Origin of the sequence: Microbispora sp. CA-135349, from assembly GCF_050947365.1 — a bacterium.
Classification (GTDB): domain Bacteria; phylum Actinomycetota; class Actinomycetes; order Streptosporangiales; family Streptosporangiaceae; genus Microbispora.
In genome coordinates, this window is record NZ_CP192001.1 from 277,262 (window position 1) to 300,370 (window position 23,109).

25 protein-coding genes, 1 tRNA gene and 1 pseudogene are annotated in these 23,109 nt (G+C 68.1%); 9 read left to right on the forward strand and 18 right to left on the reverse strand.

What is annotated here, in order from left to right; translation table 11 throughout:
- Positions 1 to 20 precede the first annotated feature (20 nt).
- On the forward strand, positions 21 to 1,286 hold the full coding sequence (serS, locus tag ACQPZZ_RS01340; protein WP_363635452.1) for a serine--tRNA ligase: 1,266 nt from the start codon (positions 21 to 23) through the stop codon (positions 1,284 to 1,286).
- Positions 1,287 to 2,022: 736 nt separating this feature from the next.
- Here serS and ACQPZZ_RS01345 read toward each other — a convergent pair.
- Positions 2,023 to 2,226: a cold-shock protein gene (locus ACQPZZ_RS01345; protein ID WP_041952879.1), complete on the reverse strand. Its 204-nt coding sequence runs from the start codon at positions 2,224 to 2,226 to the stop codon at positions 2,023 to 2,025.
- 240 nt (positions 2,227 to 2,466) lie between these two features.
- Between ACQPZZ_RS01345 and ACQPZZ_RS01350 the strand changes: the two genes are divergently transcribed.
- Positions 2,467 to 3,264, forward strand: coding sequence for an HAD family hydrolase (locus ACQPZZ_RS01350; protein ID WP_432928155.1), 798 nt, complete (start codon positions 2,467 to 2,469; stop codon positions 3,262 to 3,264).
- 20 nt (positions 3,265 to 3,284) lie between these two features.
- On the opposite strand, the gene ACQPZZ_RS01355 is transcribed toward ACQPZZ_RS01350, so the two are convergent.
- Both ACQPZZ_RS01355 and ACQPZZ_RS01360 read right to left on the reverse strand, forming a co-directional pair.
- A complete protein-coding gene (locus ACQPZZ_RS01355) occupies positions 3,285 to 3,812 on the reverse strand; it encodes a bacterial proteasome activator family protein (RefSeq protein ID WP_363635448.1) in 528 nt (175 codons plus the stop codon).
- A 58-nt stretch (positions 3,813 to 3,870) separates the two neighbouring features.
- The gene (locus ACQPZZ_RS01360) at positions 3,871 to 4,833 is read right to left on the reverse strand and encodes an NAD(P)H-quinone oxidoreductase (RefSeq protein WP_432928158.1); all 963 of its coding nucleotides are present in this window, start codon (positions 4,831 to 4,833) and stop codon (positions 3,871 to 3,873) included.
- A gap of 114 nt (positions 4,834 to 4,947) precedes the next feature.
- Between ACQPZZ_RS01360 and ACQPZZ_RS01365 the strand changes: the two genes are divergently transcribed.
- Together ACQPZZ_RS01365 and ACQPZZ_RS01370 are read left to right on the forward strand one after the other, a co-directional pair.
- Positions 4,948 to 7,554: an AAA family ATPase gene (locus tag ACQPZZ_RS01365; protein ID WP_432928160.1), complete on the forward strand. Its 2,607-nt coding sequence runs from the start codon at positions 4,948 to 4,950 to the stop codon at positions 7,552 to 7,554.
- A gap of 100 nt (positions 7,555 to 7,654) precedes the next feature.
- A tRNA-Ser gene (locus ACQPZZ_RS01370) sits at positions 7,655 to 7,743 on the forward strand.
- Positions 7,744 to 8,007: 264 nt separating this feature from the next.
- Here ACQPZZ_RS01370 and ACQPZZ_RS01375 read toward each other — a convergent pair.
- From ACQPZZ_RS01375 to ACQPZZ_RS01420, 10 genes are all read right to left on the reverse strand, one after another.
- A complete protein-coding gene (locus tag ACQPZZ_RS01375; RefSeq protein ID WP_432928162.1) occupies positions 8,008 to 9,258 on the reverse strand; it encodes a hypothetical protein in 1,251 nt (416 codons plus the stop codon).
- 112 nt (positions 9,259 to 9,370) lie between these two features.
- Positions 9,371 to 9,730, reverse strand: a complete 360-nt coding sequence (locus ACQPZZ_RS01380; protein WP_432928164.1) for a hypothetical protein — start codon at positions 9,728 to 9,730, stop codon at positions 9,371 to 9,373.
- Between the two features lie 213 nt (positions 9,731 to 9,943).
- A complete protein-coding gene (locus ACQPZZ_RS01385; RefSeq protein ID WP_432928166.1) occupies positions 9,944 to 11,314 on the reverse strand; it encodes a tyrosine-type recombinase/integrase in 1,371 nt (456 codons plus the stop codon).
- On the reverse strand, positions 11,311 to 11,502 hold the full coding sequence (locus ACQPZZ_RS01390; RefSeq protein ID WP_432928168.1) for a helix-turn-helix transcriptional regulator: 192 nt from the start codon (positions 11,500 to 11,502) through the stop codon (positions 11,311 to 11,313). Before ACQPZZ_RS01390 ends, ACQPZZ_RS01385 begins: the two co-directional genes overlap by 4 nt.
- Positions 11,502 to 12,878 carry a replication initiator gene (locus tag ACQPZZ_RS01395; RefSeq protein WP_432928170.1) on the reverse strand — a complete coding sequence of 459 codons (1,377 nt, stop codon included), beginning with the start codon at positions 12,876 to 12,878 and terminating at the stop codon, positions 11,502 to 11,504. The genes ACQPZZ_RS01390 and ACQPZZ_RS01395 overlap by 1 nt, the downstream gene beginning before the upstream one ends.
- Positions 12,879 to 12,974: 96 nt before the next feature.
- Positions 12,975 to 13,115, reverse strand: coding sequence for a hypothetical protein (locus ACQPZZ_RS01400; RefSeq protein WP_432928172.1), 141 nt, complete (start codon positions 13,113 to 13,115; stop codon positions 12,975 to 12,977).
- 21 nt (positions 13,116 to 13,136) lie between these two features.
- Complete coding sequence (locus tag ACQPZZ_RS01405) at positions 13,137 to 13,499, reverse strand: hypothetical protein (RefSeq protein ID WP_432928174.1); 363 nt, start codon at positions 13,497 to 13,499, stop codon at positions 13,137 to 13,139.
- Positions 13,500 to 13,513: 14 nt separating this feature from the next.
- A complete protein-coding gene (locus tag ACQPZZ_RS01410; RefSeq protein WP_432928176.1) occupies positions 13,514 to 14,176 on the reverse strand; it encodes a DUF2637 domain-containing protein in 663 nt (220 codons plus the stop codon).
- An 18-nt stretch (positions 14,177 to 14,194) separates the two neighbouring features.
- Positions 14,195 to 15,535: an FtsK/SpoIIIE domain-containing protein gene (locus tag ACQPZZ_RS01415; RefSeq protein WP_432928178.1), complete on the reverse strand. Its 1,341-nt coding sequence runs from the start codon at positions 15,533 to 15,535 to the stop codon at positions 14,195 to 14,197.
- Positions 15,528 to 15,869, reverse strand: coding sequence for a hypothetical protein (locus tag ACQPZZ_RS01420; RefSeq protein ID WP_142649204.1), 342 nt, complete (start codon positions 15,867 to 15,869; stop codon positions 15,528 to 15,530). The genes ACQPZZ_RS01415 and ACQPZZ_RS01420 overlap by 8 nt, the downstream gene beginning before the upstream one ends.
- A gap of 107 nt (positions 15,870 to 15,976) precedes the next feature.
- On the opposite strand from ACQPZZ_RS01420, the gene ACQPZZ_RS01425 reads away from it, so the two are divergent.
- The gene (locus ACQPZZ_RS01425) at positions 15,977 to 16,333 is read left to right on the forward strand and encodes a GntR family transcriptional regulator (protein ID WP_432928180.1); all 357 of its coding nucleotides are present in this window, start codon (positions 15,977 to 15,979) and stop codon (positions 16,331 to 16,333) included.
- Positions 16,334 to 16,510: 177 nt separating this feature from the next.
- Here ACQPZZ_RS01425 and ACQPZZ_RS01430 read toward each other — a convergent pair whose 3' ends face one another.
- Positions 16,511 to 16,729, reverse strand: a complete 219-nt coding sequence (locus ACQPZZ_RS01430) for a hypothetical protein (RefSeq protein ID WP_432928182.1) — start codon at positions 16,727 to 16,729, stop codon at positions 16,511 to 16,513.
- Between the two features lie 150 nt (positions 16,730 to 16,879).
- Between ACQPZZ_RS01430 and ACQPZZ_RS01435 the strand changes: the two genes are divergently transcribed.
- From ACQPZZ_RS01435 to ACQPZZ_RS01445, 3 genes are read left to right on the forward strand one after another with little or no spacing between them, the layout of a single operon-like run.
- On the forward strand, positions 16,880 to 17,620 hold the full coding sequence (locus tag ACQPZZ_RS01435; protein WP_432928184.1) for an XRE family transcriptional regulator: 741 nt from the start codon (positions 16,880 to 16,882) through the stop codon (positions 17,618 to 17,620).
- A 2-nt stretch (positions 17,621 to 17,622) separates the two neighbouring features.
- Complete coding sequence (locus ACQPZZ_RS01440) at positions 17,623 to 18,099, forward strand: NUDIX hydrolase (protein WP_432928186.1); 477 nt, start codon at positions 17,623 to 17,625, stop codon at positions 18,097 to 18,099.
- Positions 18,100 to 18,102: 3 nt separating this feature from the next.
- A complete protein-coding gene (locus ACQPZZ_RS01445) occupies positions 18,103 to 18,597 on the forward strand; it encodes a hypothetical protein (protein ID WP_432928188.1) in 495 nt (164 codons plus the stop codon).
- A gap of 9 nt (positions 18,598 to 18,606) precedes the next feature.
- On the opposite strand, the gene ACQPZZ_RS01450 is transcribed toward ACQPZZ_RS01445, so the two are convergent.
- From ACQPZZ_RS01450 to ACQPZZ_RS01460, 3 genes are all read right to left on the reverse strand, one after another.
- Positions 18,607 to 19,164, reverse strand: coding sequence for an HD domain-containing protein (locus ACQPZZ_RS01450; protein WP_432928190.1), 558 nt, complete (start codon positions 19,162 to 19,164; stop codon positions 18,607 to 18,609).
- A 67-nt stretch (positions 19,165 to 19,231) separates the two neighbouring features.
- A complete protein-coding gene (locus ACQPZZ_RS01455; RefSeq protein ID WP_432928192.1) occupies positions 19,232 to 19,711 on the reverse strand; it encodes a GntR family transcriptional regulator in 480 nt (159 codons plus the stop codon).
- Positions 19,695 to 20,048 (reverse strand): hypothetical protein, encoded by a 354-nt coding sequence (locus ACQPZZ_RS01460; RefSeq protein ID WP_432928194.1) that lies wholly within the window; start codon positions 20,046 to 20,048, stop codon positions 19,695 to 19,697. Before ACQPZZ_RS01460 ends, ACQPZZ_RS01455 begins: the two co-directional genes overlap by 17 nt.
- A gap of 160 nt (positions 20,049 to 20,208) precedes the next feature.
- Here ACQPZZ_RS01460 and ACQPZZ_RS01465 point away from each other — a divergent pair, with 160 nt between their 5' ends.
- The gene (locus tag ACQPZZ_RS01465) at positions 20,209 to 20,934 is read left to right on the forward strand and encodes an XRE family transcriptional regulator (protein WP_432928196.1); all 726 of its coding nucleotides are present in this window, start codon (positions 20,209 to 20,211) and stop codon (positions 20,932 to 20,934) included.
- A gap of 909 nt (positions 20,935 to 21,843) precedes the next feature.
- Here ACQPZZ_RS01465 and ACQPZZ_RS01470 read toward each other — a convergent pair.
- A pseudogene (locus ACQPZZ_RS01470) lies at positions 21,844 to 22,830 on the reverse strand (IS481 family transposase); the annotation flags it as partial.
- Positions 22,831 to 23,109: the final 279 nt, after the last annotated feature.

Here is a 23,109-nt window from a genome sequence, read left to right on the forward strand (position 1 = left end):
GCTCCGGTAGCCTTTGAGCCGTGATTGACCTGCGAACCCTTCGTGAGGACCCTGACCGGCTCCGGGCGTCGCAGCGCGTCCGCGGCGAGGACGACTCGGTCGTGGAGACCCTGCTGTCGCTCGACGAGCGCCGCCGTGCCGCGCTCAACAACTTCGAGTCGCTGCGCGCCGAGCAGAAGAGCATCGGCAAGTCGGTGTCCCGCGCGTCCGGAGACGAGCGCCAGGCGCTGCTCGATCGCGCGAAGGATCTGGCCGCGCAGGTGAAGGCGGCCGAGAGCGAGGCCGCCGCGCTGGCGAGCGAGCTCGACGAGCTGCTCATGACCGTGCCGAACATCGTCGAGCAGGGCGCGCCCGCCGGCGGCGAGGACGACTACGTGGTGCTGGAGGAGATCGGCGAGAAGCCGGTCTTCGACTTCGAGCCACGCGACCACGTCGAGCTGGGCGAGCTGCTCGGCGCGATCGACACCGAGCGCGGTGCCAAGGTGTCCGGCGCCCGCTTCTTCTTCCTCAAGGGCGTCGGCGCGCGGCTCCAGCTCGGGCTGCTCAACATGGCGATGCAGCAGGCCGTCGAGGCCGGCTTCACGCCGATGATCACGCCCGTGCTGGTCAAGCCCGAGGCCATGGCCGGCACCGGCTTCCTCGGCGCCCACGCGAGCGAGGTCTACCGGCTGGAGGCCGACGACCTCTACCTGGTCGGCACCAGCGAGGTGCCGATGGCGGCCTACCACTCCGACGAGATCCTCGACCGGGCGTCGCTGCCGATGCGGTACGCCGGCTGGTCGTCCTGCTTCCGCCGCGAGGCCGGGTCGTACGGCAAGGACACCCGCGGCATCATCCGCGTCCACCAGTTCGACAAGGTGGAGATGTTCTCCTACTGCCGTCCCGAGGACGCGCACGAGGAGCACCTGCGGCTCCTCGCGTGGGAGAAGGAGATGCTGGAGAAGGTCGAGATCCCCTTCCGGGTGATCGACGTGGCGGGTGGCGACCTCGGCTCGTCCGCGTCGCGGAAGTACGACTGCGAGGGCTGGGTGCCCACGCAGGGCCGCTACCGTGAGCTCACCTCGACCTCCAACTGCACCGACTTCCAGGCCCGCCGCCTGAAGGTGCGCTATCGGGACGAGGACGGCAAGCCGCAGCACGTGGCCACTCTCAACGGCACGCTCGCCACCACCCGCTGGATCGTGGCGATCCTGGAGAACCACCAGCAGGCCGACGGCTCTGTGGTCGTTCCCAAGGCGCTGCGGCCGTACGTGGGGCTCGACGTGCTGGAGCCGCTGTCCCGTTAGGGAGTCGATCGACCCGCTCTGAATGAGGACCTCCGGCGTGGTGCCGCCTGCCACGTCCGGAGGTCTTCGTGTTTCACCCTGACGGCCCGAATGTCCGGGGTCGTGGCCGGCGAATCCCGGCCCTGCCGCGCGAGCCGGCCGAATACGCGGGGAACGCCCCATGGGGGGCCGGGGGGTCGAAAGCCTCAGAGGCCGCAAAGGATGCGATATGCGCGTTGGTGGCAGGGGATGTCAGATGTGATGTAAATCTCTCTGTTTCGGCGAGGTTGGGGCGCGGAGAAGGCCTTCATCGTGAAACTTTCATGCGCGAAGGCCGTCCGGTACGTCGCGCTCCACGTGTGCGGCTTGGGCGGCGGCAAGTTCACCCTCACGCCATGCTCACCCTCACGCCATGCCCACGGCCCCGCTGCCGCCTGCAGCACGTGCCGCAGCAGCCCCGGATGCGGCCCTCAAACCGGGCTCAGAGCCACTCAGAGCCTCAGACCGGCCCTCTAGCTCGGCCCAAGGCCCCGCACACGGCCTCAGAAGCCCCAGGCGGCCCTCAATCCCGCGCAGAGCCACCGGCTGGCTCGGCCTCGGCGGGGTCTTGGTGCTGCGTTCTTCCCGCCAGGCCTCGCGGCACCGCCGACGGGCTTGGCGGGGTGGCCGAGGGCGTGCACCCCCGGGCCCGGGCGGCCCCTGAAATGCGAAAAGCGGGGCTCGCCACGGCGAGCCCCGCTTCTCTCAAGTCGTCAGGTCAGAGGCCACGGACGTTCGACGCCTGCGGACCCTTCGGACCGGCGATGACCTCGAACTCGACCCGCTGGCCGTCCTCCAGGTTGCGGTAGCCGCTGCCCGTGATCGCGGAGAAGTGCACGAACACGTCGGGCTCGCCGCCGTCCGGTGCGATGAAGCCGAAGCCCTTCTCAGCGTTGAACCACTTGACGGTTCCCTGAGCCATTACTGCTCTCCCTAAGGAAGTGAATCTTGGGGACCACACCTCGTGGACCCCGGGTGTGTCGCACAGCTCCCCGGGTGGCTCATACAGTCAAACTGGTTTTCGCTACGGGAACAGCTAATACAACGCCTTCACATCTAACACTATGTAGCCCGTTGGTGTTCCACGTCCGGGGGAGATTTCTCGTGCCGAGGGCGGCCGGGGGCGCCCCCGGGCGTATGTCGGTGCACACTGGAACCTGTCATGACCTGCCCCCGCCTTGTCGCCACGGATCTCGACGGCACCGCTCTGCGCACCGACGGAACGATCTCTCCACGCACCGCCGCCGCCTTCGCCCGGGTGGAGGAGGCCGGCGGCACGCTCGTCTTCGTCACCGGCCGCCCGCCCAGGTGGATGCACACCGTGGCGGGAGCCGTACGGCACCGTGGGCTGGCGATCTGCGCGAACGGCGCGCTCGTGTACGACCTGCACACCGAGGAGATCGTCGAGGCGCATCTGATCGCCTCCGACGTCCTCCAGGAGTGCGTCGCCCGCCTGCGACGGCAGGTGCCCGGCCTGACGTTCTCGGTCGAGTACGAGGGGGGCTTCGCGCACGAGTCCGACTACGCGCTGGGCGGCTGGGATTCGCGCGAGCTGTCCTACGGACAGGAAGTGGCGATCTCGGCGCTGACGTCGCGGCCGTGCGCCAAACTGCTCGCGCAGCACGTCTCGATGGACCCCGACGAGCTGCACCGGGGAGTGCTGGAGATCGTCGGCGACATCGTGACCCCGACCCACTCGAGCGGGCGGGCGCTGATCGAGATGAGCGCGCACGGTGTGACGAAGGCCACGGCCCTCGCCGCACTGGCCGACGAGCGCGGGATCAAGCCCGCGGAGGTGGTCGCCTTCGGCGACATGCCGAACGACCTGCCGATGCTGACCTGGGCCGGCACGTCGTACGCCGTGGCGAACGCCCATCCCGACGTGCTGGCCGCCGTCAACCATGTGACGGCGGCCAACAACGACGACGGTGTGGCGGTGGTGCTGGAGAACCTGTTCTGAGGTAAAGGCAGAGCCCAGCGTTACAGGTAGGGTCCGCCGGCGCGGTGGCCCTGGTCGTCCTGCGTGCCCGGGTTCATGCCGCCGGGGAGTGCGCGGCGCATCTGCTCGAGTTGGGCGCGGGCGGCCATCTGCTGGGCGAACAGCGTGGTCTGGATGCCGTGGAACAGGCCCTCCAACCAGCCGACGAGCTGGGCGTGCGCGACCCTCAGCTCCGCGTCGCTGGGCGCGGTGCCGGTCTCGTCGCTGAACGGCAGGGACAACCGTTCAAGCTCCTGCACCAGTTCGGGGGCGAGACCCTCTTCCAGCTCCTTGATCGAGCTCTGGTGGATGTCCTTGAGCCGCTTGCGGCTGGCCTCGTCGAGGGGAGCCGCCCGCACCTCCTCCAACAACTGGCGGATCATGCTGCCGATCCGCATCACCTTGGCGGGCTGCTCCACCAGGTCGGCGACGGACCGCTCCTCGTGCTCGCCATTACCGTTGCCGCCGGAGACCGAGAGGCCCTGCGGCCCCACGACCACGATCTGCGGCGTGCTCTCGTCTGCGTTCATCGATCGCTTACATCTCCTGATTCGCCGGGGCACACCGTGCTCACCCCATCAACCTAGCTCACCTCACCAGCAGGAGTTTGCCCACGTGTTGCCCTTCTTCGAGCATGCGGTGGGCTTGGGCGGCCTGGTCGAGGGGGATCCGATCGTGCACCACGGGCCGTACGGCCCCGGCCGTGACGAGTGGCCACACGTTGTCCACCACGCCCCGGCAGATCACGCCCTTGTCGTCCACCGGACGGTTGCGCAGCCCGGTCGCGTGGACCGCCGCCCGCTTGGCGAGGAGCGTGCCGAGATCGAGCTCGCCCTTGGCGCCGCCCTGCATGCCGATGACGACCAGGCGGCCGCCGGTGGCGAGGGCACGGAGGTTCCCGGGCAGGTATTTCGCGCCGACGATGTCGAGGATGACGTCGGCCTGGCCCTCGAACCGCTCCGCGAAGTCCTCCTCGCGGTAGTTCACGCCCTCGTCCGCGCCCAGCTCGCGGCAGCGCGCGAGCTTGTCCGCCGACCCGGCCGTCACGAGCACGCGCGAGCCGTACGCCTTGGCGAGCTGGATGGCCATGGTGCCGATGCCGCTCGCGCCACCGTGGACGAGCAAAGTCTCGCCCTTCCTCAGGCGGGCCGTCATGAAGACGTTCGACCACACCGTGCAGGCGACCTCGGGGAGACCGGCGGCCTCGTCCAGGGGGATGCCCTCCGGCACCGGCATCACCTGCTGCCAGGGAACCGCCACCCGTTCGGCGTATCCGCCGCCGGCAAGGAGGGCGCAGACCCTATCGCCGGGCGCGAGATGAGGGACATTCCCGCCGACTTCAATGATCATTCCCGAACATTCGAGTCCGGGGATCTCGGAGGCGCCGGGCGGGGGCGGATAGAAGCCGCGGCGCTGCAGCAGATCCGCCCGGTTGACGGCCGAGGCGGCGACGTCGATGACCACCTCACCTGGGGCGGGATGCGGGTCCGGCACTTCCTCCCAAGCCAAAACCTCAGGTCCGCCGGGTTCGGAAATCACGATCGCACGCATGTGACCTAAAGTAGCGTGGCGGGGAAGTAGGCGGTTGCCCGTATTCACCGCATTACGGGGCGCTAATCTGCAATGTGTTTGCTACCCCATTAGCCCAGCCCGAGGGGGTACACGGTGGCGAGACATGATCGTGAGGATCCCCATTCTCTCGAGGACCAGCTCGCGTGGCTTGACGCGATCAAGGAGATGCCCGACGAGGTCGAGATAGCCGTCAGCGCGGTCACCTCCGCCACCGTCGCCTCTCCACCGCCGTCGTCCGCCGACCCCGAGCCCGTCTCCCCGTACCCCGCCGACCCCTGGAGTCTCGTCCCGGCCGAGCCCGCGTCCGGCGGTCTGATCCGCGGCGCCGCCGACAGCGCGACCGGCTCCGCGTACGGTGCCCCGCGGCAGGAGGACGAGGAGACCGCGGAGGCCTCCGAGGCGTCGTCCACCAGTCCCATCCGCGAGTCCCTCTTCGGCGGCGACTCCGGATATTCGGGCGGCTTTGGGTACGAAAGCGTGGAAAAGTCCGAATTTGGATCGGGTTATGGAGCCGATTCGGGGTATGGCGAATCGGCCTTCGGCGACACGACGGCCTTCGTGACCAGGCCCGGCTCCTCGCCTGCGGACGAGCGTGAGGACGCGCCGCCGGTCGAGTCCTCCGGCGCTTTCGGCCTGCCGCCGGAGACGTCCCTCCGGGGCGGCGCCCTCGGCGAATCTACGGAGACGACCACCCGGGGCGGCGCTTTCGGTGAACATCCGGAGACATCTCGCCGGGGCGGCGCTTTCGGTGACCCTGGGGAGACGGCGGCCCGAGGCGACGCCTTCGGCGAGCATGCGGAGACGTCCGGCCGTGGCACGGCTTTCGGTGACCCTGGGGAGACGTCCGGCCGTGGCACGGCTTTCGGTGAGCCCGCGGAGATGTCCGCGTCGTCGACCGGACCCGTAAGCCCTCCGTCGTCCGAGCCGTCTTTCGGCGCGGCGTCCGAGTCGTCCTTCGCGCCCTCTTTCGGCGCGTCTTTCGGTGCGGCATCGGAGCCGTCTGCGACGTCCACAGGCATGACGCCGGAGTCGCCGAGCGGTGACCAGGAGCCGGAGGACGACGGCCGCCCCACCTCGTCGCAGGGGGGCCTGGACGGTTCCTCGTCCTTCACCACCCCTCTGTTCGGCGAACGGGCCTTCGGCGCCTTCTCCGGCTCGCCCGCGGACACCGACGGCTACAACGTCGGAGCCTTCTCCGACAGCGAGACGCGTAAGCCCTTCTCCTCGTCGGAGCCCGGCACGCCGTCCGCGTCCCAGGAGCCGTTGCGGGGCTGGCTGGAGCCGGCCGTGCCGGTGCCGGCCGCTCAGCAGGAACCCGCCACCGCCGCCGAGCCGGAAGAGCAGCCCGCGCCGCCGGAGATCCCGTCTCCCTTCGCCGCCCCGCGCGCCGAGGCCCCTCCGGACATCAAGGACGACCGCTTCACCGGTTCGCTGCGGGAGGATCTGGCCGCCGAGGAGCGAAAGCCGTACGAGCCGGGTCCTGTCGCGGCGCCCGCGCCCGCTCCCGCGCGTTCGCCCATGCCGGAGCCCGCGCCCGAGCGTACGCCGAGCCTCGCACCCGAGCAGGCGCTCGTCACGGAACGGGACGCGCCGGCGGAACGGGACGCGGTGGCAGAGCGGGAGGCGTACCAGTCTCCCCGCCGACCGGCTCCCCCTGCCCACGCCTTCGCCTCGCCGGCACGTACGACAGGGTCGAAGGCGGCAGGGCCGAAAGCGGCAGGATCCAAGCCGACCGCCGACAGCCTCGACCCGGTCACGCTGCTGAGGGGACGGAGGAACGTTCCCGCGACGGGCTGGCGCCGGCTGGTCTACAAGGCGTCCGCCGGACTGATCAAGCCGGGCGAGGCCCCGGAGGTGCGGCGGCGTCGTGAACTGGTGCAACGCGCCCGCACGCCCGTCGCCACCGGCCACCACCGGGTCGCCGTGCTCAGCCTCAAGGGTGGTGTGGGCAAGACCACGACGACCGTCGGCCTCGGCGCCACGCTCGCGCAGGTGCGCGGCGACCGTGTCATCGCCGTCGACGCCAACCCCGACCGCGGGACGCTCTCCGACAAGGTCGAGTTGGAGACCGCGGCCACCGTACGCGACCTGCTGAACGAGCGCGCGCAGATCAAGCGGTATGTGGACATCAGGGCTTTCACGTCGCAGACGCCGTCGCGGCTGGAGATCCTGGCGTCGGACCGCGACCCGTCGGTGTCGGAGGCGTTCAGCGCCAAGGACTACCACGCGGTGGCGCAGGTGCTGGAGAACTTCTACTCCATCTGCATCACCGACTGCGGCACCGGCCTCCTGCACTCCGCCATGTCGGGTGTGCTCGGTATGGCCGACCAGATCGTGCTGGTCAGCTCGCCGTCCGTGGACGGCGCGCGGGCGGCCTCGGCCACGCTGGACTGGCTGGAGGCGCACCACTACGGCGATCTCGTCCGGGCCGCCACCGTGGTGCTGTGCAGCGTACGGCAGCGCTCGAAGTCCACGGTGGACCTCGACAAGCTGGAGGCTCATTTCGCCGCCCGTTGCCGCACCGTGGTCCGTGTGCCGTACGACGCCCACCTGGAGGAGGGGGCGGAGATCGATCTCGACCGCCTTCAGCAGGCCACCAGGGACGCCTACCTCCGTCTGGCCGCCTCCGTGGGCGATGGCTTCGCCGGGCCGCAGGCGCTGACCGAGCGCAGGTTCTCCGAAATTCCCGATCACCTGTAACCGATCGCGGGCCGGGAACGATCTCTTTCTCGGTCGCGGTCACGTGCCGGGGAGTGACAGACTAGGCTCCTGCGTGGCGCCTCCAGCCGCGGGGCGCCGGGGAGAGCTCGCCTAGTGGACGATGGCGGCGGTCTTGAAAACCGCTAGGCCGGGTGACCGGTCTCGTGGGTTCGAATCCCACGCTCTCCGCTCAACCAGCCAAAACGGCGTCTGACCAGCGGTTTCGCTCGGGTCAGACGCCGTTGATCGTTTCAGCCGTGCGCAGCCGTACACCACCCTGAGCAGCCCTCGGCCGCTGTCTGCGGAATATGCGCGGAATGATCTTGGGTGTGTTTTGGCAGGCCACCCGGTTGCGGGAGGGCGCCTCGGCCACTCCCACAACTCTCTGAGCCTGATCACTAGCATCTTGGCTACCTTGTCCGACGGACGCGAGGACCGAGCGATTGCTCGGCCTCACTGCACGTTTACGTACGCCATGAGCTCATGCCGGAGGGTGGTCAGTGCCTCCACTGCTCGTGCCCGCACCGCATCCCATGCGCCGCCCCAATTCGGCGGGGCGTCATAGATGCCCAGATCACGGAGTTTTGCCGTCAGACCCCCGCCTTCGGTGATGCCGTGTTGCTCCGCGTTACGCGCCTGGCGGATCGTGCGCAAAGTCTTGATAGCCCTGTCTACTGCCGCATGCTGTGCACGATCCAGGTGGTAATGCAGACAGTCCTCAATGCGGTTGAGGCTTGCCTTCAGCTTGTCTTTGTCCTTCTCTAACTCTTCTTCCGAACGCGGCTTCAAATAAAGATCGTCTACCTTGATGCGATCGATCAGGTCGGCCAAGTCGCTGATGCGTGTCTCGAACTCGGCTCGCGTAGTGCAGCGCAGCGACAACGCGGCCGGCGTTGCTACCGTACTCAACGACAGCAGCGGCTTCTTCTTGTCGAATGCAAGACGCCACACGGCATCCAACACGTCGAACGCTTCTGCCAGTTCGAGTGGTGAGACGGGCGGTGCATCCGGTGGCTCGACTGCCACGATGCGTTGCCAGCATCCATGCCCCCCAGCACGACATCCATCCACGTTGCGCACCTCGTTCATGCCTCTGTCGCATAGAGCGTCGACGACGTGGCGCTCGGAAATCCTTGATGCACCACTTATGAGGGCCGTCACTCTTGGATGCATGAGATGGGAGCAGATGGTTTGGGTACCAGGCAGCGCGCAGCTTTGGCATAGAGGTCTACTGGTAGGAGCGGCATTGCGCCCGTTAACCTTTCCTACCCCTGATGCGTCCTTGGCGCTCGCCGCCGTGCAAAAAAGATCACGCTGCATGCGCATTTGGTAGTCGCACGTCTTATGCTCAACAAGCGCAAGTAGTTGCGGTACGTTGTCAGTGGTCAGGCGCCATACGTCAGAAGATCCGGCGGGCCCGCTACCAGCGCTCAAGTACTCGGTGACGAACTGCTCTAAGCGATCCACTCCATACCGAACGAGCGCGTGACTAATAACCTGATTCGCCGCGTCCGTCGATAGTCCCCGTCGTTCAAGTTGCCGGATGGCGTTGATGCTGCCCTCGAAGGACAGTTGCACCCACACCTTGAATAGCAGCTCGTCGCCCATCTCAGCTTGCAGGCATGGCACGAACGGATGTAGGTCTTCGATGCCCCCCGGCCTGTAGGGCATCTCGCCCACGTAACTGATGACCGCCTGGGGCATGGCGCACACTCCTTTGCATGCGGCGGCGTTCGCCTGTACGGCTTAGGCGGTGGCCGGGGGAAAGGGCAGCCAATTAGGCTATCAGGCATGAGGCTGTCCTGGTTGAACGATGCTACGAACCGTCACTCGGATGCTCGGCTTCGTCCATCTCGTGGCGTGACCAGTTGCAGGCCGTACACCGCAACAGGCCGCGGCCCTGCGCATCCGCTTCTGCCAGCTCCTTGTAGTTTTCTCTGAATGTGACACGTCCACACGGGTAGCGGGCAGAGTGGTAGCTAGTCACAGCCGGACCTGCGGTTAGGCGCATCAGAACCTTGAGCTGTCCGGCCGTCTTGATCTTTGCGGCTATCTCTCGCTTGATTGCACGTTCTTCGCGTTCCAAGGCCGCTAGTGCCTGCTTAGATTTCCTGACGTAGTCCTCGTGCAGTCGCTGCAGCTTAGCTCTCAACTCGGCGATCCCGGCGTCTGGCACCCTTGATCTCCTATTAATCGCTAGTCGAACCTAGTAGGTGTTAACCCTACGCACCCAACGGCATCCATGTCCCGGGAACGGATCGAGTACTGCGGGCGCTGTCCGAATAGCGGCAACGCCGGCAGGGCGGTTGAAGGGACATACACGAACCGGACGTCGCGTCAGGGAGGAACGGACCCCGGCCCTCTTGCAGGGGCCCGTCCCCTGCCCTGATTACGAGTTCAGAGCGAGGTCAATCCTCTGGTTGGCGATTTCTGCGCCGCCGTCTATGCACTTGGCGTAGACCTTGAGCAGGACGTCTACCCCATGTCCTGCCCGTTCTGCCACATCAGGGGCTGAGACTCCGGCATTGAGCCAGAGGCTTACCGCAGCGTGACGCAGGTCGTATGGCCGGGCGGCCAGTGGGGAAACCACCTGTTCGGGGGACAGCGCCAGGGCTCGCGCCGCCTTCCAGGTGTCACAGTATGTCCCAATCGAGATCACGCCGCCGCGTGACGTGCGAAATAGGCGCCCGTCGTCATGAACGCCGAACTCCTCGATGTGCTCGCGAAGGGTGGTCACCAGCTCAGGTGGGATTGGGACGGGCCGGCCCTCGTCCTGAGCGCGATGCTTGAGCCCTCGATCGTCGTGAGCTTCTCCGCTGTTCGTCCACTTCTTGTTGGCCTGCGGCTTCGACTTGGCGAGGATCAGACGTCCCCAGCCGGTCTCTGGAAGGTAGCAGTCCTGCTTACGGAGACCGAGGGCCTCCGCGGGGCGAAGGCCGGCGAAGTAGAGACAGGCGAAGAAGGCCCGAAGATGACGCCCTCGGTCGAGGCGGCCCACGTAGGTGACCGCAGTCAGCAGCTCGCGCGCCTGCTTCGGGTTGACCACCACGCGCCGATCAACCACCTCACGCACCTTCGGCGGCTTCCAAGCCTTGACCTTGTCGATGGGGTTGGCTGGCAACTCTTCCAGGTCCACCGCGTACTGAAGGGCGTTGTAGAAGACCGAGCGCTTGCGCGCGATGGTCGGGGGCGCAGCTGCTCCGCCGTCGAGCCGGAGCGTCAGCGCGTCGAGGCCGAGGCGTACATTGCGGACTTTGGCCAAGTCAGCAACGGGGAGGGAATGGCGCTCGAGCCAGGCGAGAGCCAGGCGGATGTCTTCTGGTTGAGCGAGGCCGCGAGACGACGGGGGGAGTGCGTATTGCCGGAGTGCTTCCCGCAGCACCGCGACATCCGGCGCACCGGGTGCGTCCTCCACCACGAGGGCCGGGGTGACCGTAGCGAGGGCATCGGTCAGGCTATCCCGCGTCTTCGCCGCCGCGTGCGGCCATTTCATATCCACGTAGGCCAGAGCGAACGAGTACCACGTAACGGCGTTCTTGGCCTTCAGCATCGACACGGGCAGCCCCGTCACCATGTCGAATGCCTCACCGCTTCTGGCGGCCTGGCGAAGCTCGGATAGATAGCTTTCGGCCAGGGCCTTTGTCCTTAGAGTCTTCGACTTCTCCCGCCCACCCACCTTCCAGCGGACGACGTAGGAGGGTGTCTTGCTGGAGGCGTTGCGACGGATGTCCCAAAACTTCACGTCATAGCTGGTGTTCACGCGGCCTCCTGAAGGGAGGCCAGCCAGGCCGTGAGCTCGCTGCGCCAGACGCGGAGTTCGCCGTTGGGGAGCTTGATGCACTTAGGCGCGTGGCCGAGTTCGCGCCAGCGGTAAAAGGTTCGGCGGGATACTCCGCCGAGTTCAGCAAGCACCTCAGGGACGGTGAGGAGCTGGTCGTTGCGCGCCATCAGCCGCTCCCTCCGACGCCGGTTGACGAGGAGGCGGTGAGAGCGGCCACGAGGGCGTCACCGGGGGAGTAACCCTTTCCGGCGTACTCCCATTCGCTGATGACGAGGACGGTGTCCTCGTCGAGGAGGGGCAGACGGCCGGTGGTGACCTCCTCGTCGCGAGCGTGGTTCTGCCGTTCGGCGCGGATGTCGCCGAGGGTGGTGGAGTAGCGGCGGGATCGGGTGGAGAAGTGGCCGCGGAAGCCGAGCATGTGCGCCCACTGGGTCACCCGAAGTTCAGCCAGTTCCTCGAAGGAGCCGAGGCGGAGGCATTCGGCGATGAGCCGTCGGGCGTGGTCGCGGACGTGCAGGGCGGTCAGGTCCTCGCCGGGGACGATGCGCCGGTCGATGGTGCCGACGGATTCGGCGGCCTTGGTCGCGTACTTGGCCACGTACCCGGCTACGGCCTGGTCGGTCAGCTCGCCGTCCATCGCGATCGGACGGGCGTCGAGCTGCGTACCCCAGCGCAGCACCCGTTCCGGGTGGCCGTCGTACGCGGGCACCTTGGCTGTGACTACGGCGGCGGCATGCTCTACGGCCTGGGTGAGCAGGTCGAGCGTCGCCCAGGTCGGGGGCGGGGAGATGGGTCCGGCCGGGCCGTCGAGGCGGATCACAGCGTGCAGGTGGACGACGCCGCGCCGCTGGTATTCGGCGACCTTGGCGAAGGACACGACGAGCTGGTCCCGCATGTCGCGGAGAGTCAGTCCGCCGAGCTTGGCCAGGTGCCGGCGCAGGGCGTCGGCGAAGCGTTTCCACAGCAGCGGCGCGACCGCGTTGAACAGGACCGAGCCGGTGTAGTCGTAGCAGTCGCGGCACAGCGGCTCACCGAGGCATTCATCCTCGCTCCCGTGCCGGGCGGTGCAGGACAGGACGCGCCCGTGCGGGCAGGTCTCGGCGTCGCGGCGAGGGTGGCAGGGCAGGACGCTCCCGTTGTGCTGCCTGCGGGTGTGGACCGGGCCGAAGGACGGTGCGGTGAGGGTGACGAACAGGCACGGGTGTGTCGTCACCGACGTGGGGACGCCTTTGCCGCCGACGAGGCCGGCGCGGATGAGATGGTAGGTGTCGGCGCGGTAGGTCTCGGCGCAGGCCGGGCAGCGGGAGGCGCGGCGGGTCTTGCACGGGACGCGTAGGACGCCGTCGGGTTCGAGGTGGGTGCTGTAGCGGTGCAGCAGGGTCCCGGTGGCCTTATCCCAGTGTTCGACCTTGCCCCGCAGGTGGATCGGCTGCCGGCATCCGTGGGTTCGGCGGATCTGGGAGGCGAAGCGGGAGCAGTCAGGGTTGTTGAGTCGGGCGATGGCACCGCGGATGGCGTGCGCGTTGGCGGATGTTACGGGCAAGATGGAGACCTCCTTTCACTCGATGGGGTGGAGGGATGGCCCCCGACCTGGCGGTTGTCTTGGCGGATGTACGGCCAGGCCGGGGGCGCTGACGGTTCAGCAGAAGCCGAGCCCGTCACAGTGGCGGCAGGTCTCGCCGTAGGAGTCGAGACCGCCTCCGCCGCAGTGACAGCACTGCCATCGCCGCGGCGTGATCGGCGTGGACTCGGTGGGCGGGGCCTGCTCGCTGTCGGTCATGGGCATCACCTCCTTTGGTGGTCAGGCGGCCTGCGCCGCCTTCTTGTTGGGAACGGGGTCGGACTGGATGCAGCCCTCGTAGCTGCGTTCGGCTTCGTACTGAGCGCGACGGGCGGCGAGGATGGCCACAGCCCGGTACTCCACAGGGCCGAAGCAGATCGAGGCGGCGTAGTGGCCGGCCTCGCGCTCGCGCGGATCGATCGAGGTGCCGAGGAGTTCGGCGATGTGGTCGACCTCGGCGCACATCTCGGCATCCGGGGCGCGGTGCGGGAAGTGCAGCACGTTGACCGAGTAAGGGACGGGGACGGCCGGGTTGGCGTCCAGGAAGTCGGCCAGGGCACGGAGCCCGGCGATGAGCGCGGAACGGTGGTCGTCGTTGGTCATGTGGTGGTCTCCTCTCATGCGATGGGTTCGGATGCGGTGCGCAGGGTGCGCAGCAGGTCGGAGGCGAGCTGGTTGGACACGCCCAGTCGTGCGCGCAGCAGGTCTCGAGTGATCGGCTTGCCGTGCTTGGCCTGGTGCTCGTCGGCCACGCGGCGGGCGTAGTCGACCAGCGCCGGGGACGGTCCCGGCTCGCCGTCCTGCCCGTCCTGTACGGCGGGGACGAGCGCCGGGGCCGGGGGCGGCGAGGACGGGACGGCATCGACGGTCAGGACGGGCGTGGACTGGGCGGGACGAGAAGCTGCGGCGCGGCGTTCGAGCATCGAGACGGCGATGAGGAATGCCCCGGCGGGGGTGGCAGCGGTGAGCCAGCCCCACACGGTGGGTTCGGCTTGGTGCAGGTTGGCGGCCAGGGACAGGACGATTCCGCCGGCCAGGGCGAGCGTCGGCCAGGACACCCACCCGTCGCGCTGGCGGCCCATCTTCTTGTCCCGCTGGCGTTCGCGGGCGGCCATGACGCAGGTGAGGTCGACGCAGACGGCCACGGCCCAGGACATCCAGCCGGTCTGTCCGTGGTCGGTGGCGGTGTCGCGGATGTGGGTGAACGATCCGGCACCCGCGATGGCCGCCAGGACGAGGACCGGCCCGGTGTCGAGCAGCCATGAGGCGAGGCGTCGCATCGTTACCCCCTTTCTCGGTCAGGCGGACAGCAGGGCGGACAGGGCAGCCCCGTCCCGGTCGGGCCGGACGATGTCGGCCCAGTCCGGGGTGAGGTGGGCGTAGGTGTGGGCGGCGTGTTCGGCGACCTGCTCGGCGACGTAGAAGGAGCGGGCGCGGTACCACTGGCCGTCCTGGGAGGCGACGATCGCGACGCCGGGCGTTTCGGCGGGGATCGCACGGGCGGCAACCAGGGCTGCTGGGTCGAGGTCGCCGAGTGTCATGGTTGCCGTCTCGGGGTCGTTGACTCGGTGGCAGATCCGCCCGGAACACTGCGCGCGGAGCGCGGTGACGCCGGGGCCGAGGTCGGAGCCGATCCGCTGGCCGGAGCAGAACAGGTAGATGCCGAACGCCCGTCCGAGCTGGGCCACCCGCAGCAACGCGGTCGAGGTGTGGGCGATCTCGTCTTTCTCGGACTTGTCGGCCATCAGATACAGCTCGGCCAGCTCGTCGACCAGCACCACCACCGGGACCGGGCGCACGCCGGGCGGCAGCTGCCAGATGTTGCGCGCGCCGGCCGTACGGCACAGCCCCATCCGATCGACCATGAGCGCCACCAGGTCATCCAGCAGGCCCACACTCTCGGCCCGCGTGGTCGCCAGGGCCGACAGCCGAGGTGCGTACGGGGTGAACTCGACGCCGCCTTTGAGGTCGATGCCGACCAGGGCGACCGGTTGCGGGGCCAGCCCGACGAGCAGGGCGTTGGCGAGGTTGGACTTGCCGGACTGGGTGGCGCCCGCGTTGATCCAGTGCGGCACCGTGCGGAAGTCGATTGTCCACAGTCCACCGGTTTCCAGCCGCCCGACGTGGACGGTGAGGAGGTCGCGCGAGGCGGGGAGGTGGTCGAGGCGGACGAGTGGGTCCTGCACGGTGGCGGCCAGGACCACACGGCCGGGCCGCGGGGAGGAGACCCGCACGGCGTGGACACCCCAGGAGTGCGCCAGCCGCTCGGCGGCCTGGGCGTAGTCGGCTGGGATCTGCCCTTCGAGCGTGTGGACAGTGACCCGCCAGCCGTGCCGGGTCGGCAACGGCAGCCACATGAACGGCTTGGTGTCGACCGCGACCCGCTGGAAGCGCCGCCGTACCTTCACGAGCCCGGTCGAGGCAATCGCGCCGGGAACGACGGTGAACCACCAGCGCTGCCGCTTCTTGGTCAGGCCGCAGCCCAGGGCCACCTTGCGCCAGGTCGCCCAGATCGTGGCAGCCATCAGCGGGAAACCGACTGCCAGCCAGTACGACCGGTAGTGCAGGAGCCGCCAGGCCCACAGGCCGGCCACCGCAGCGGCCAGGCCCGCGAGCAGCATCAGCAGGGCGTCACGCATGGGCGGTCACCCCTGCTGGGACGATCGAGCTGGCCCGGTAGCTGATGCCCCAGCGGGCCTCGCCGCCCCGGGACATTTCCCAGACGTAGCCGACCAGGCCGATGGGGGTGACGTCCTGCCCGGCGGCCACCTGGGGCTCGCCGGAGGTGCCCACCTTGACGAGTTCGATCCGGCCGAACTCGTCCTCCACCGACAGGACGATCTCGTAGACGGTGTTGCCGTTCTTGTCGGTCTTGATCTCGCCGGTGTCCTGGTTGAGGACGCGCGGGCGGGGGGCGCGGACGCAGACGAACTGCAGTTTGGTCACGTCTACCGGGATTGGAATGGTGCGCATCTTGTGGACCTCCTTAGTCTCGTGGCCAACATAGTTAACTAGGTTGGCCTGGTTGTCAATGTTCTCTCGGTTGGCTTGGTCGTGTTGCTGTGCTGAGATAAGGGGCGATGGTCAAGAAGACGGGACGGCCCGGTTACCTCCAGATCGCCGACGATCTGCGCGAGCAGATACGCGGCGGATCTCTGCCGCCCGGCTCGCCGTTGCCGTCGACCACCCAGCTCGCCGCTCGGTACGACGCCTCGCTCAGCGTCGTGAAGCTGGCGGTCGGGATCTTGCGGACCGAGGGCCTGGTCATCGGCCAGCAGGGCAAGGGCGTGTTCGTCCGGGAAGACGTCCCGGACACCGACCCAGGGCCGGCGGGCGACTTGGCGAGCGAGGTCATCGCGCTACGCACCGCCGTACAGGACCTGTCGGAACGCCTGGCGCGGGTCGAAGCGACCTTGTCTCAGCGATCCGAGACGTAGGGCCGCCGTTCCGGACCTTCAAGCCCGTCACGTGACGGGCCAGCCGTGCCGACGCATCCCCGGAGGCGCTGCCACGGAACATGGCCTTGTCCTCTCGCCGGATGCCGACCAGGACCGCCACGAAGCCGACGGCCACGACCGCGCTGAGCGCCAGGGCGATGATCAGAGGCAGCGAGCTCACGACCAGATCACCCCCAGGGCGGCGGCGCTGCGCGGGCCGCGCGGGGGACGGCGGGTGATGGCGCGACGCCGGGCGGCCCTGCGCCGGGCCTTCTCGCGCCGCTCCCAGCGTTGACGGGCGAGGCACTTGCTGCAGTGGATCTGTCCGGGCTTCAGGAGCGCGCCGCAGGCGCAGTCGGGGCTCTCCTCCGGTAGGGCAATCGTGGTCTCTGTCATGGTCTGTTCTCCTTCCGCCGCAGGTAGTGGTGCGTTGTGACACCGAGAGTGCGGCGGAAGGGCAGGACGAGATCACTACACGACGGGACATGTTCAAGACGTCCCGTCTACGATTGCCACGTCCCTGGACGTCCTGACGCGGCAGGTGAAATGGCCAACGAGCGACTACGCGCGGCCCTTCTGGAACGCGGGGTGAGCATCGCCGAACTGGCGACCGCAATCCAGGTGGACCCCAAAACCGTCGAACGCTGGATAACCAAAGGCCGCGCGCCGTACCGAAAGCACAGGTACGCCGTCGCCACCCACCTGGGGGTGGACGAGAGTTACCTGTGGCCCGAGGCGTTGACGCGTGAGCAGGTCGCCTCAGCGTCAGAGAGCGAGATCGTCACCGTTTACCCGCACCGCTGGGCCGTCCCCCGGGACGCCTGGGGACGTCTGTTCGCCCAGGCCCAGGACGAGATCGGCATCCTGGTCTACAGCGGCCTGTTCCTCGCCGACGACGCCGGCATCGTGCGGATGCTCGGCGAGAAGGCCGCCGCCGGGGTACAGGTACGGATTCTGCTCGGCGACCCCGACAGTCCCGAGGTCGCCCAGCGCGGCGCCGACGAGGGCATTGACGACGGCATGGCGGCCAAGATCCGCAACGTCCTCGTCCTCTACCGGCCCATCCGCGGCGTCGCCGGAGTGGAGATCCGGCTTCACCGCACGGTGCTGTACAACTCCATCTACCGCGGCGACGATCAACTTCTCGTCAACACCCACGTGTACGGCGTGCCCGCCGGCAACGCCCCCGTCCTGCACCTGCGCAAGGTGTTAGGCGGGGACATGGTCACCACCTACATCGAGAGTTTCGAGCGGGTCTGGGAGCAGGCCACGCCGGTAGGGTCGTGATCGTGGCCCGCCGGATCGACTACTACGACGACCCTGACGCACCCAAGCCGAACAGCCTCGTCCCGTCCGTCAATGTCGTCGTCACCAACGACGCTGGGGACATCCTCATGATCCGCCGCAGCGACAACGACAACTGGGCCGTCCCCGGCGGCGCGATCGACCTCGGCGAGTCCCTCCCACAGGCGGCCGTACGCGAGACCCTCGAAGAGACGGGCGTGTTGTGCGAGATCACGGGCCTGGTCGGGACCTACACCGATCCCCACCACGTGATCCTCTACACCTCGAACGGCGAGGCCCGGCAGGAGTTCTCCATCGTCCTCACCGCCCGCGCCATCAGCGGCGAACCGACCCCGAGCAGCGAGTCAACCGAGGTCCGATGGGTGCCACGCGGCGAGGTGGCGACGCTGCCGATGGACCGCTCAATGGCCCTGCGGATCGGTCACTACCTCGCCGGCACCGCCCTGCCACACATCGGATAAGCCATGACCTTGCTCGTGCACCTCACACCGGCCAAGAACATCCGCCCGATTCGGAGGGCGGGCATCCGCGCCGTCAGCGTGGGGCGGAGCGATGCGACAGGCGTCTATTGCCTGCCGGTGCTGCCCTCTTACCAAATCACCTATCAGTGGGGCCGTGAGCTACGCCGTAGTGGTCAGCGCACCCTCGTTGCCGTCCACTTCCGCATCCCCGATGACGAGCCGGTGTTGGTGGGCCACTACAACGCCCCGCCGGTCGAACTCGGCAGCGCCGCAGCGGCCGCCCTGATCGCCGAGCAACAGGACGCCAGCGGATACGAACTCCTGGTCCCGCGCCCGATCCAGGCCAGGGAGATCCACCGCATCAGGAGCGTGAACCAAGTGACCGGATGGCGCTACATGCCCAACGCCCACGGCACCCCGCCCTGCGGATGCCCGGTCTGCAACCCTCGTGGAGCGTACGGCGGCGCCAAGATCCGCAAGGCGTACATGGAGGAGTGAGCCCGTCGGTCAGCGGGCCGACAGTTCGCGCAGCTTCGTCTCAATCGCTCGAACAGCGGCCAGGATGCACGGCGTAGACGTCGTGATAGAGCGGCTCACCAGGTGCTCTGGCCCGTACCGGGAATGGATCTCAGCCAGCCGCTCGTGTACGTCGAGGTGCCGGCCGTCGGGACCGGTGGTCATGTCGCAGTAGGTCAACGCGTCGGCCAGCTCCCGCCGCTCCGGGGCGAACTCCTTGGTCAATGCCTCATACAGGTCGCGTTCGGTGGCCTCGTTGACCGCGCAGGAGTGATGGGCGACCAGGCGGCACAGTTGCTCGTCGGCGCCCGCCACATCTCGGAGGTAGCGGGCACCGTCGAGGGGGTGAAACCCGGTGTCGACCAGCTCTGGGGAGTAGCCGATGTCATGCAGATAGGCGGCAGCGGCCAGCGTGTCGGCCTCGTTGCCAAGGATCGGGGCCAGCGTCGCGGCCTGCGCCGCTACACCCTGGGTGTGTGCCCAGCGCCGGGGCAGCGGCTCGGCTAGGAGTTGTTCGGCCAGATCACGCGCCCACGCAGCTTGCTCCACGAGACAGACGATAGGCGCACCCGCCTCTATGCGACCTAGAGCTCCAACCCAGACGTCCTGGGACGTCCTACTCGCCAGGAAGGACGAACCGGCCCTTGCCTTGCCGGGACACGATCAGCCCTTCGCGCTCCAGCTCCGCGAACGCCTGCCGTACGGTGTTCCGCGACGCCTCGTACAGCCAGCGAAGTTCCGCTTCGCTGGGCAGCAGGTCTCCAGGGCTGAGGTCGCCCCGCTCGATTCGTCGCCGCAGCTCCCGGGCGATGAGCTGGTAGCGGTAGGAGGCATCGACCGGCGCGTCAGCGCCTTGTACGAGCCGCCCCTTGGAGGGGACCGTCACGATCAACCCCTCTGCCTCCAAGGTGCGCAACGCGCGACGCACTGTGGTGCGGGCAACGCGGAACTCCGCCGTCAAAGCGGTCTCCGAGGGCAGCGCCCGCCCTACCGGATAGACGCCCGTCGTGATCCGTTCGCGCAGCCGCTCAGCCAGCTTGCCGGAGACTCTTTGCCCTGTCAGCCATGCCTTGCGCCGTTCAGGAGCGGTGCGCATCGAGAATCTTCGTCAGGTCGATACCGAGCTCTCCCTGTTCGCCGTCGCGCCAGCCCTCACGCGCCGCCTTCTCGATGCGGTCGGCCGCCGGCAGCAGGCGCAGGCACGAGACCCGCTCGTCGTGCTGGTCGCCCCAGTAGAACCACAAGAACGCCAGGTGGATGTAGACCCGGCGGGGCCGTAGCCGGCTGTCGGTCACGTCCAGGGCTGGCCGGTTCTTCTCATCCACGATCAGGACCACCGTGATCCCGCGCTGTTCCAGCTCATCCCGCAGCTCCGTCAAGAGCTGTTCCTGATACTCGCGCTGCCGCTTCTGGACCGGCCTCAGTTGCTCCATGCCTGACACGCGCCTTTCGGCTTGGTGGGCGCGTTCATCGCGCCCATGCCGAACGAGCTTCCGCCAAGGCGGGGGAACCTCTACACCGCGACTAAGGGACGTCTAGGGACGTCTCGTGTTAACGTCGCAGGCAGAGCCGCCGCCCCAGGAGGTGCACCCCATGAGCGACACCCTGCGCCATGCCCTTGCCCGGGCCAGACTCGGAACCGTCGACGTCGCCGCCGCCCTCGAAGTGGACCCCAAGACGGTCGACCGCTGGCTCAAGGGCCGCGTCCCCTACCCCCGCCACCGCTGGGCACTGGCCGACATGCTGCAACTCGACGAGAGTGACCTGTGGCCCGACGTCGCCCAACCGCGGCGAACCATTTCCCACGAAGTGAAAGCCGTCTATCCCCACCGCTGGGCCGTACCGCAGAACATCTGGCGGCGGCTCTTCCAGAGCGCAAGTCGCGAGATCGACATCCTGACCTACAGCAGCCTGTTCCTCGCCGAGGACACCGGCATGATCCGCCTCCTGGGCAGCCGAGCCCGCGCAGGCGTGAAGGTCCGCATCCTTCTCGGCGACCCCGACAGCCCCGAGGTGGCCGCACGAGGAGCAGAAGAAGGCATCGGAGCAGACGTCATGGCCGCCCGAGTACGGAACGCCCTCATGCTGTACCGGCCGCTCCACGAGATCGACGGCGTGGAGATCCGACTCCACCGCACGACGCTCTACAACTCCATCTACCGAGCCGACACCGAGCTTCTCGTGAACGTCCACGCCTACGGCACCGCGGCGACCCAGGCCCCCGTGTTGTACCTCACGGCCACCAGGGACGAAGACAGCACAGCCGTCTATCTCACCAGCCTCGAACGCGTCTGGGCCACAGCCGAACCGCTCCGCTAACGACCCGTCCTGCCGTGTCGAACTTCAGGTGATGCTTGACGGATTCGTCTCGGCTGATGCTTTACACCGGGCCTAGATTCCGTAGTCGATGTTGCCGCTTGCTCGTAGCCGTTTCACCTCCTTGACGACCACCCGGGGATGGGTCGACAGTTCCTCGCCTTGGTAGAGGATCCGGAACTGGGTCTCTTCGAGGACGATGGTGACGACCTTGCCGCGGTGGATGCTGCCGATCTGCAGCTTGCAGCCGGCGACTTTCACCGAACCGGTGTGGGAGACCACCCGCTCAACCTGCACCGCGCCAGCCGGTGCGGCGGGAGCCAGCCCGGCCAGACGAGCGCCTCGCAGACGTCGGCGTTGGGGCCCGGTGACCGGGCTGGGCAGTGTTTTGACCAGCGTGCCGTCGATGATGACCTGCATCAGCGACGCATCGATGCGCAGGGTGGCGCGTTTGCCGGCCAGTGGCAGGCCGACGCCGATCAGCTTGCCCGCGACGTTGACGCATCCAGAACCTGTGACCTGCCGATCGATCTCCACGACCGTGTCGGCGGGCAAGGGTCCCGGCGGCAGGGCGGTGGCCGGTGATGGCCGGCCGAGGCGTCCGCCCTGGCCGATCAGCTGAGCCAGATCGCCCTCGGTGAGCAGTACCGGATGGGTCTTGAGCAGTTCCTGTCCGGAGAAGACGTGCATGGTGGTGGCCGAGACCCAGATGGTCACCTGTTGCGCGGCCCGCTGGCGGCCCAGCCAGATCTGCCGCCCGCAGGCGGTCATGTTCCCACTGGCAGGCACGAGGCGGTCGAACTCCACCGCGGCCGGGACACCACCCCCAGGGTCCACGGTGGCGGGGAAACCATCGGCAGCAGGCATCGGCTCCGAGTCCACCTGCCGGGCCTTGAGTGGGTGGCCGATCGGCGCAGACGAGGAGGCAGGCACGGCTGTCAGGTCGGCGGGCAACCGCAGCGGCACATCGGCGTCGGTGGCAGCAGCCGACGCTGATCCGCCTGCGAAGCGGCTGGCCGGGGTGGCCATGCCCAGAGCCTGGTGCGGGCGGACGGTGTTATAGCTGCTCACCCAGGCATCCAGCGCGGCCTGCGCGGCCTGGAGGCTGGCGAAGGCACCGTGGACGGACAGGAACTCCGTCCGCACGGTCTTGTGCCAGCGCTCGATCTTCCCGGTCGTCGTCGGGGAACGGGGCTTGGTGTTGCGGACGGTGATGCCGTTCTCCCGGCAGATCCGCTCGAACAGCACCTCAGTCGGGCGGGGCTTGGTGAACCGGCCGGTGAACTGCTTGCCATTGTCGGTGAGAACTTCGTCCGGCACGCCGAAGGTGCGCATCGCCTCGGCGAAGGCCCGGCAGACCGCCCGCCCGGACGCGCGGACCACCAGGTGCGCGATGACGATGAACCGGGAATGGTCATCGATTCCGCTGATGAGCTTCAGCTCGCGCCCGTCGGTCAGGAACACCCCGCCCATAACGTCCAGCTGCCACAGCTCCATCGGGGCGTCCCGCTCCCAGCGGACATACGACGAGCGGGGCCGGCGCCGCTGCCCGGGCGTGATGAGCTGGTTGCGGACCAGGATCCGATACAACGTGGCCGGCGACGGCACCGGGCCGGCACCTCGCTGATCCAGCTCATAGGCCAGACGCTGTGGCCCCCACCGCGGATGCTGGCGGCGCAACTCGCATACCAGTGCCTCCACCGCATCCGACGTCTGATGGGGGCAGGTGTCCGGCCGGTGCGTGCGATCAGCCAACGCACCTAACCCGCCATCGCGATACCGCCGCACCCACGCGTGCACCGACTGCCGCGACACCCCATACCGCTCGGCGACCTCGGTCACCGGAGATCCTGCCTCTACTTCCAGCACAGCGCGATACCGCTGCTCCAAGACGCTCAGCTCCACCAGCGCCAACCCGGCCCCCCATGTGATCGCCGTCGATCACATAAAAGCCAGGTCAGCCGACGTGGTGTAAAGCATCAACCGAAGTCGCCGTGTCAACCATCAGCCGAGGTAGGACAACGACCCGTCCTGCCGCCGGAAGCTACTTTTCTTCTCGCTATCAAGGCGGATCGCCTACGGCGACCCGCCGCGCGTCGGGCGATCTGCTGGCCGCGCTGCGGCTCTCCGGCCGGTCGCGGCCAGCACCGCCCACGCGCGAGGGACACCGCACAACCG

Excerpts from the sequence above, each read along its gene's own strand:
- ACQPZZ_RS01345 (WP_041952879.1), bottom strand. The coding sequence starts at position 2,226 with ATGGCTCAGGGAACCGTCAAGTGGTTCAACGCTGAGAAGGGCTTCGGC.
- ACQPZZ_RS01350 (WP_432928155.1), top strand. The coding sequence starts at position 2,467 with ATGACCTGCCCCCGCCTTGTCGCCACGGATCTCGACGGCACCGCTCTG.
- ACQPZZ_RS01355 (WP_363635448.1), bottom strand. The coding sequence starts at position 3,812 with ATGAACGCAGACGAGAGCACGCCGCAGATCGTGGTCGTGGGGCCGCAG.
- ACQPZZ_RS01360 (WP_432928158.1), bottom strand. The coding sequence starts at position 4,833 with ATGCGTGCGATCGTGATTTCCGAACCCGGCGGACCTGAGGTTTTGGCT.
- ACQPZZ_RS01375 (WP_432928162.1), bottom strand. The coding sequence starts at position 9,258 with ATGCCCCAGGCGGTCATCAGTTACGTGGGCGAGATGCCCTACAGGCCG.
- ACQPZZ_RS01390 (WP_432928168.1), bottom strand. The coding sequence starts at position 11,502 with ATGGCGCGCAACGACCAGCTCCTCACCGTCCCTGAGGTGCTTGCTGAA.
- ACQPZZ_RS01400 (WP_432928172.1), bottom strand. The coding sequence starts at position 13,115 with ATGACCGACAGCGAGCAGGCCCCGCCCACCGAGTCCACGCCGATCACG.
- ACQPZZ_RS01405 (WP_432928174.1), bottom strand. The coding sequence starts at position 13,499 with ATGACCAACGACGACCACCGTTCCGCGCTCATCGCCGGGCTCCGTGCC.
- ACQPZZ_RS01410 (WP_432928176.1), bottom strand. The coding sequence starts at position 14,176 with ATGCGACGCCTCGCCTCATGGCTGCTCGACACCGGGCCGGTCCTCGTC.
- ACQPZZ_RS01415 (WP_432928178.1), bottom strand. The coding sequence starts at position 15,535 with ATGCGTGACGCCCTGCTGATGCTGCTCGCGGGCCTGGCCGCTGCGGTG.
- ACQPZZ_RS01420 (WP_142649204.1), bottom strand. The coding sequence starts at position 15,869 with ATGCGCACCATTCCAATCCCGGTAGACGTGACCAAACTGCAGTTCGTC.
- ACQPZZ_RS01425 (WP_432928180.1), top strand. The coding sequence starts at position 15,977 with ATGGTCAAGAAGACGGGACGGCCCGGTTACCTCCAGATCGCCGACGAT.
- ACQPZZ_RS01430 (WP_432928182.1), bottom strand. The coding sequence starts at position 16,729 with ATGACAGAGACCACGATTGCCCTACCGGAGGAGAGCCCCGACTGCGCC.
- ACQPZZ_RS01435 (WP_432928184.1), top strand. The coding sequence starts at position 16,880 with ATGGCCAACGAGCGACTACGCGCGGCCCTTCTGGAACGCGGGGTGAGC.
- ACQPZZ_RS01445 (WP_432928188.1), top strand. The coding sequence starts at position 18,103 with ATGACCTTGCTCGTGCACCTCACACCGGCCAAGAACATCCGCCCGATT.
- ACQPZZ_RS01455 (WP_432928192.1), bottom strand. The coding sequence starts at position 19,711 with ATGCGCACCGCTCCTGAACGGCGCAAGGCATGGCTGACAGGGCAAAGA.
- ACQPZZ_RS01460 (WP_432928194.1), bottom strand. The coding sequence starts at position 20,048 with ATGGAGCAACTGAGGCCGGTCCAGAAGCGGCAGCGCGAGTATCAGGAA.
- ACQPZZ_RS01465 (WP_432928196.1), top strand. The coding sequence starts at position 20,209 with ATGAGCGACACCCTGCGCCATGCCCTTGCCCGGGCCAGACTCGGAACC.